The organism is Sporomusa sp. (assembly GCF_057736855.1).
Genome location: NZ_JBYKYF010000023.1, coordinates 5,704 through 11,244 on the forward strand (window position 1 = coordinate 5,704; position 5,541 = coordinate 11,244).

The window sequence follows — 5,541 nt, forward strand, 5'->3', positions numbered from 1 at the left end:
CGCTTCAATCTTTGTTTTTACTCAATCAATCTTTTATTGCGTTCTGCTTTAATCTGTTGCAGATGTTTGTTATAAATTCTTCTTGATTGCTGCTTTCGGTCAACCCCATTGCAGTAAGTACATAGGAGATTGGAGTTATCCCAGCTTTTTCAAGAGTTCTCTTAGCACAAGTCATTGCACAACCATCAATGGCAACTACTTCAGTAGCTTCCTTTGCTGCGTTTGTAAATCGTGGATATCCCGCACTGATCCCGGCTAAACAACTAGCCCCGCACCTGGCGTAGTTTTCCTTACGAAGTTGGCGACCGATCTTATCACTTAGTTCCTTCTGTACAGCATCCGGAACAAGTAAAAAGAATTCGAGTATTTTTCTGGCCTTCATCTCGACACCCCATACACATCCACCTCCGTATTATATTTAAAAATACCTAAGTTCCATGTATTGCCAAATTGATTGTAACGCGAAACAGTTTCATTATACAACTGTTTTATCAAAAAAAAATCCAATTGTTGTGTTCATAGAATAAAGTTCCCCATTCAGCGCTCATGAGTCAAATGGTAAAGACTTGATCGTCGTTTCTATCAGCTAATTATATCCAACTGAAATAAGACTTATTGTTTGCTGCTAAGAATAAAAAATAACACCATGACAAAAGCCTAGTGCTAGTTTTGGTTAACTACTTTACTTAGTCTAACCCATACCTCGTTTATTTCTATTCGAGGCATTTTTCAATTATTTTATATTCATGACAACGCTTTAAGCATAAGCTTGTCGTTTCGGCAAACTTATGCTTAAAGTCACACCGTCGCTTACCGCTTGAAAGAACCATCTAAACTCAGCCCACGGATCGCACAACGCTTACCGCGCATGATATGTCACAGCATATCATGCGTTTCTATTATAACCCTAATTTTAGGAAACATTGAAATATACTCTTTGCCTCCGTCAGGGTATAACCAATACTCCGGTTATGTCACCGTAGATTGTTGGATACCCAGCTTTATGGGGTTTCTCAATAATAGCCTTTGTGACTTCGCCTAATAATTTTTCCTGCTGTTCAACAGGCATATCCCAAAGTTCAACGGGGCGTTTTACTCTAGTAATTGTTTTTTTGCATTCGTCTGAGTCTGCGAGGTTTAATATGGCACATAAATACCTCACCTCAAAATCTTATTGAATCTCTAATTTGAGTACGGATAGAAATAAGCACATGGATAAGGAAATAATCTTTTCTTTATAAATCAATAAAATCATGCATTTTAATAAGCCTTTTTACAACCAAATGTCCTTATACATATTGCTGATTATTAAAAAACACAGATTATGGATCGCACCACAAAAGAAATGTTATCTATATGAATAAGATTTTGAGCACTGTTTTAGATTATTCTTAATTCTTTTTACTTTTGTCAGGATAACTTGCTTAGCTATGCCCAGCTTTTATACTTACTACACCATCCAATTATGCCTTTTCCTATAAGGTTTCTATGTAACATACAAAGCACTTCTTACTTAAAGGGTATGCAATTACTACTCTTTATTATTAGTGAGAGGAATATTTGCATAATTTACTAACTGCTCAACGGATATCCAGTTAGCCATTACAAACCAATCAACATATGGTTCATAATCACGTGCAAAAACAACTCTTGTTATTCCTGAACTTATTATTAATTTCTGGCACTCTGGACAAGGGCGATCAGTAACATATAGCGTCGCCCCTTTTCGTTCTTCTGGTGAACATTCTAATAGAGCATTCGGTTCCGCATGTATACACCTAATACAATGACCATTAACCATTGCACACCCATCGTCTATACAGTGTGGCAAACCAGTCGGACTACCGTTATAACCAGTTCCCTTAATTCGCTTATCCTTTACTACTACCGCACCGACGCTTCTTCTGGTACATGTACTCCGACCTGCAACTTGAAAAGCTATATCCATAAAATATTCATCCCAAGATTTTCTCTTCATCTACATTTTGTCCCTTCTACTAGTTTAATTCTCATTTTGCGTTGTCCTGGAGAATAACTCGCAAATTGTTATCCAAACTTGTTACCGTTTTTTGTAGAGCAGCTACTTTCCTCTCTGCCTCGACTAGACGTTTAAGAGTTTCCTCTAAATTAAGTATGTTTTTATTTCTCTCTATATGTATAAGTTTCTCAACTTCTTCTTTGGAATATGTTCTTTTAATGCAATCATGATCGGTTAATAGCCCAAGTATTTCACGTGTTTGAGCTACTGCATAGAGAACTACTTCTTTGAAATCCGGGTTTACATGAATTGTCTTGGGGTTAATACCAGCAATCCTTGCGATTTGAGCAATCGTTAAAGGCTTCAGCTTTTGATTATTGAGCCTTACAGATGTTTTGTAGGCCTTTTTCCAGTTACTCACAGCTTGGGTGCATGCTTTCTTTAGTTTTTCTAGGTTTTTTCTCTATTAGGTGGCAATTCCGTCCCCCCTTTTCCCAATTCTGATGCCGTAATTATCTTCTCAGCCGCTTGTATAGCTAAATTATATTCGAAGGATGAATCCGGCTTTCTTCCAAGTCTTTGCAATAACTTATACGTTGCGTGCATAAATTCCGAAGTTTCTTTATTTCTGCAATTATTGGCTTATCCTGTTTTAATTCTTCCGATAGCAATCCCGAGAAAGCCCTTATAGTCCACTTCAATTTCGATATCGCTAACTTTACTTGGAACTGGTTGAAAGTGATTATACACTAAACTAAAATATGGCGAAAAAATTTGACTCACTGAACGTTTGTCAACTTTACTTAATTATCCTGTACTTACCGGAGGCGGAATGGGTAAGGATACGTCCAAACCTTTTTCTTGCAAATAAAATAAATACCCCGCCACCCAATATATACCTCCTTAGCAAATAAGCCAAAAAATCTTTTAATTCTGCCATTATGCTTGAGTTTAGCATTTGACTTTAGTACATCGATAACTTCTTGTATATTTTCTGTGGCACTTCATCCAATGATTTTGCTTCTGAATGCACAAATATAAATAATGTTAGTACATCAAGCCTCTGAAATAAAGCATTTTGAACCTCGCTATTGCGTTTTTTAGCGACACGTATAAACCAATCCCGTACTGAGCAAATTTGGTACTTCCAATCGTAATACTTAATACAGCCTTTAAGAAACCTATGAAAATCGTTTTTGTTATAAAAAACTTCTAGCACCGACCATGTTTTACTTCTAGTATCGCATTCATCATGATATCTAGCAAGACAAAATCCTGCTACATATAGTTCCTTCCCACTACCATCACCAATACTACGAATTTTATCCAAATTTCCCAATTCTACTTCCCTATTTATTCAATGAAACTCAGCATCCGATATACAGGTTTATGTTTACATACGTCCGGTAAGCTTTATACATTACGTCTGGAAGGTTGTCTACGTATATTACAGGCTGAATCGGAACAACCCTTACCGAACTATACTTGATTTGTGCATAACTAGGCCTATCCTCATGATCATTCCAATGTATATCTTTATTCCGAGCGTTTCCCCTATTCTCAATCCTAATAAAGCAGCTGATTTAGACTCATCCCTTGTTCTAGTAACCAAGTAAAAATAGAATTAAATCTCTAGCTACGGCGATCTTGGTGTTAATTCCCCAATGCTGATTCCAGATCTAGTTGTTAATATCAGCGAAGGGCATTAACATACCTGATGAACTATCAACAACCAGAACAGGTGATGTAGTGCTACTACGGTTAACTATTACTCTAAGTTCATAATTCCCCCAAAAAAGAATGGCGAAGAAAGATTCCTCAATCTTTCTTCGCCATTTACTTAATAATTAATTACTTTATCTAAAATGCAGTTACAATGCATATTTATCGTTACATTATAAAATATATCGACAAATACTATATTCTATCAATGATAAAGTAAATTAATAAACTAACAATTATGAAACTATAGAGATTTCAGCATGAAGACCGCGGCACAATTCCTGGCGTTCGCCGGACGGCACCTGATTGACAGCACGGACACAACCGATCTTGCCGCAATGGGCCAAACCGCGAGGCGCACCGTTATACCCTGTGCTTAAGAGCCGCTGCTCTTTGACAATAACCGCGCCAATTTGACGGCGAAGACAGGTCGAACGAGTGGCAACGACCTTGGTAATATTCATAAAATACTCGTCCCAGGATGGTCGGTCAATCCCTTGGTTATCGTTCATAGATAAATTCCCCCTTGGCCAAACAGTGTATTACCAGTGTATTCATGGCCCAGGTACACAATGACTCATTATTTTGGGTTACTTTGTGCCAAAAATCCGGTCACCGGCATCTCCTAAACCAGGTACAATGTACCCATGTTCGTTAAGATGGCTATCAACTGCCGCAACATACACTTCTACATCTGGATGATGTTCATTCATCAGAGAAATACCTTCAGGTGCCGCCACCAAACACATTAATTTAATATTTTTGGCACCTCTGGCTTTAAGCATTTCAATCGCAGCCACCGCTGAGCCACCAGTTGCCAGCATGGGATCAACCACAATCAATTCACGTTCTGCTACATCGGTTGGCAACTTGCAGAAATACTCAACAGGTTTCAAAGTTTCATGATCACGATATACGCCAATATGGCCAACTTTAGCAGCCGGAATGAGTTTTACAATCCCATTTACCATACCTAAACCAGCGCGCAGGATAGGTATAATTCCTATCTTTTTGCCTGCCAATGTTTTGCAGGTGCAGGTGGTAAGCGGCGTCTCAACAGGAGTTTCTACCAAAGGCATATTTCGTGTCAGTTCATAAGCCATGAGCATTGAAATTTCTTCCAGAAGTTCACGGAAATCTTTGGTTCCGGTATTAACATCACGAATAAGTGACAGTTTATGTTGGATCAGCGGATGGTCAATTATTTTTACTTGCATGTATTCATCTCCTCAATTAAGCATACAAAGGGTACTTGCGGCATAGCTCTGCTACCATAGAGCGAGCTGTATCCCGGACAGCAGCATCTTCCGGTTTGGTCAGAGTCATAGTGATGATGTCGCCAATTGTCACCATATCCTCTTCAACCATGCCGCGTGAAGTTACGGCAGGAACACCTACACGAATACCACTGGTGATCAGCGGGCTGGCCGGGTCGTTGGGAATGGCATTTTTATTGACAGTAACGCCAATCTCATCTAACAGTTGTTCGGCCTTCTTGCCAGTAATATGTTGGGTTCGCAGGTCAACAAGCATCAAATGGTTATCAGTACCACCTGATACTAAGGTAAAACCATTTTGTTTCAGCCGTTCAGCTAAAGCTTGGGCATTTTTGATAATCTGGCCTTGATACAAGCGAAATTCCTCGCTAAGTGCTTCTTTAAAAGCAACAGCCTTGGCAGCAATCACATGCATTAACGGGCCTCCCTGGATACCTGGGAATATGGCTTTGTCAATCGCCTTGGCATATTGTTCACGGCAAAGAATCATGCCGCCGCGCGGACCGCGCAGAGTTTTGTGAGTTGTTGTGGTAACAATATCCGCATGCGGTACCGGACTAGGAT

The 5,541-nt window shown here is 39.2% G+C and carries 7 protein-coding genes; all 7 read right to left on the reverse strand.

Going from position 1 to position 5,541, the window contains the following annotated elements; all coding sequences use genetic code 11:
- Positions 1-25: 25 nt before the first annotated feature.
- Positions 26-382, reverse strand: a complete 357-nt coding sequence (locus tag AC29Z1_RS02945; protein ID WP_488269962.1) for a putative zinc-binding protein — start codon at positions 380-382, stop codon at positions 26-28.
- Positions 383-1,531: 1,149 nt separating this feature from the next.
- Entirely contained in the window at positions 1,532-1,978 is a 447-nt protein-coding gene (locus AC29Z1_RS02950) for a deoxycytidylate deaminase (RefSeq protein ID WP_488269963.1), read from the reverse strand.
- Between the two features lie 31 nt (positions 1,979-2,009).
- Positions 2,010-2,399, reverse strand: a complete 390-nt coding sequence (locus AC29Z1_RS02955) for a hypothetical protein (RefSeq protein ID WP_488269964.1) — start codon at positions 2,397-2,399, stop codon at positions 2,010-2,012.
- Positions 2,400-2,942: 543 nt separating this feature from the next.
- Positions 2,943-3,308 (reverse strand): hypothetical protein, encoded by a 366-nt coding sequence (locus AC29Z1_RS02960; RefSeq protein WP_488269965.1) that lies wholly within the window; start codon positions 3,306-3,308, stop codon positions 2,943-2,945.
- A 628-nt stretch (positions 3,309-3,936) separates the two neighbouring features.
- Positions 3,937-4,212: a deoxycytidylate deaminase gene (locus AC29Z1_RS02965; protein ID WP_488269966.1), complete on the reverse strand. Its 276-nt coding sequence runs from the start codon at positions 4,210-4,212 to the stop codon at positions 3,937-3,939.
- A gap of 78 nt (positions 4,213-4,290) precedes the next feature.
- On the reverse strand, positions 4,291-4,917 hold the full coding sequence (gene upp / locus AC29Z1_RS02970) for a uracil phosphoribosyltransferase (protein WP_488269967.1): 627 nt from the start codon (positions 4,915-4,917) through the stop codon (positions 4,291-4,293).
- A 16-nt stretch (positions 4,918-4,933) separates the two neighbouring features.
- Positions 4,934-5,541 (reverse strand): aminotransferase class I/II-fold pyridoxal phosphate-dependent enzyme (locus tag AC29Z1_RS02975; RefSeq protein ID WP_488269968.1); only part of this gene is annotated, 608 nt, incomplete at its 5' end.

Excerpts from the sequence above, each read along its gene's own strand:
- AC29Z1_RS02945 (WP_488269962.1), bottom strand. The coding sequence starts at position 382 with ATGAAGGCCAGAAAAATACTCGAATTCTTTTTACTTGTTCCGGATGCT.
- AC29Z1_RS02950 (WP_488269963.1), bottom strand. The coding sequence starts at position 1,978 with ATGAAGAGAAAATCTTGGGATGAATATTTTATGGATATAGCTTTTCAA.
- AC29Z1_RS02965 (WP_488269966.1), bottom strand. The coding sequence starts at position 4,212 with ATGAACGATAACCAAGGGATTGACCGACCATCCTGGGACGAGTATTTT.
- upp (WP_488269967.1), bottom strand. The coding sequence starts at position 4,917 with ATGCAAGTAAAAATAATTGACCATCCGCTGATCCAACATAAACTGTCA.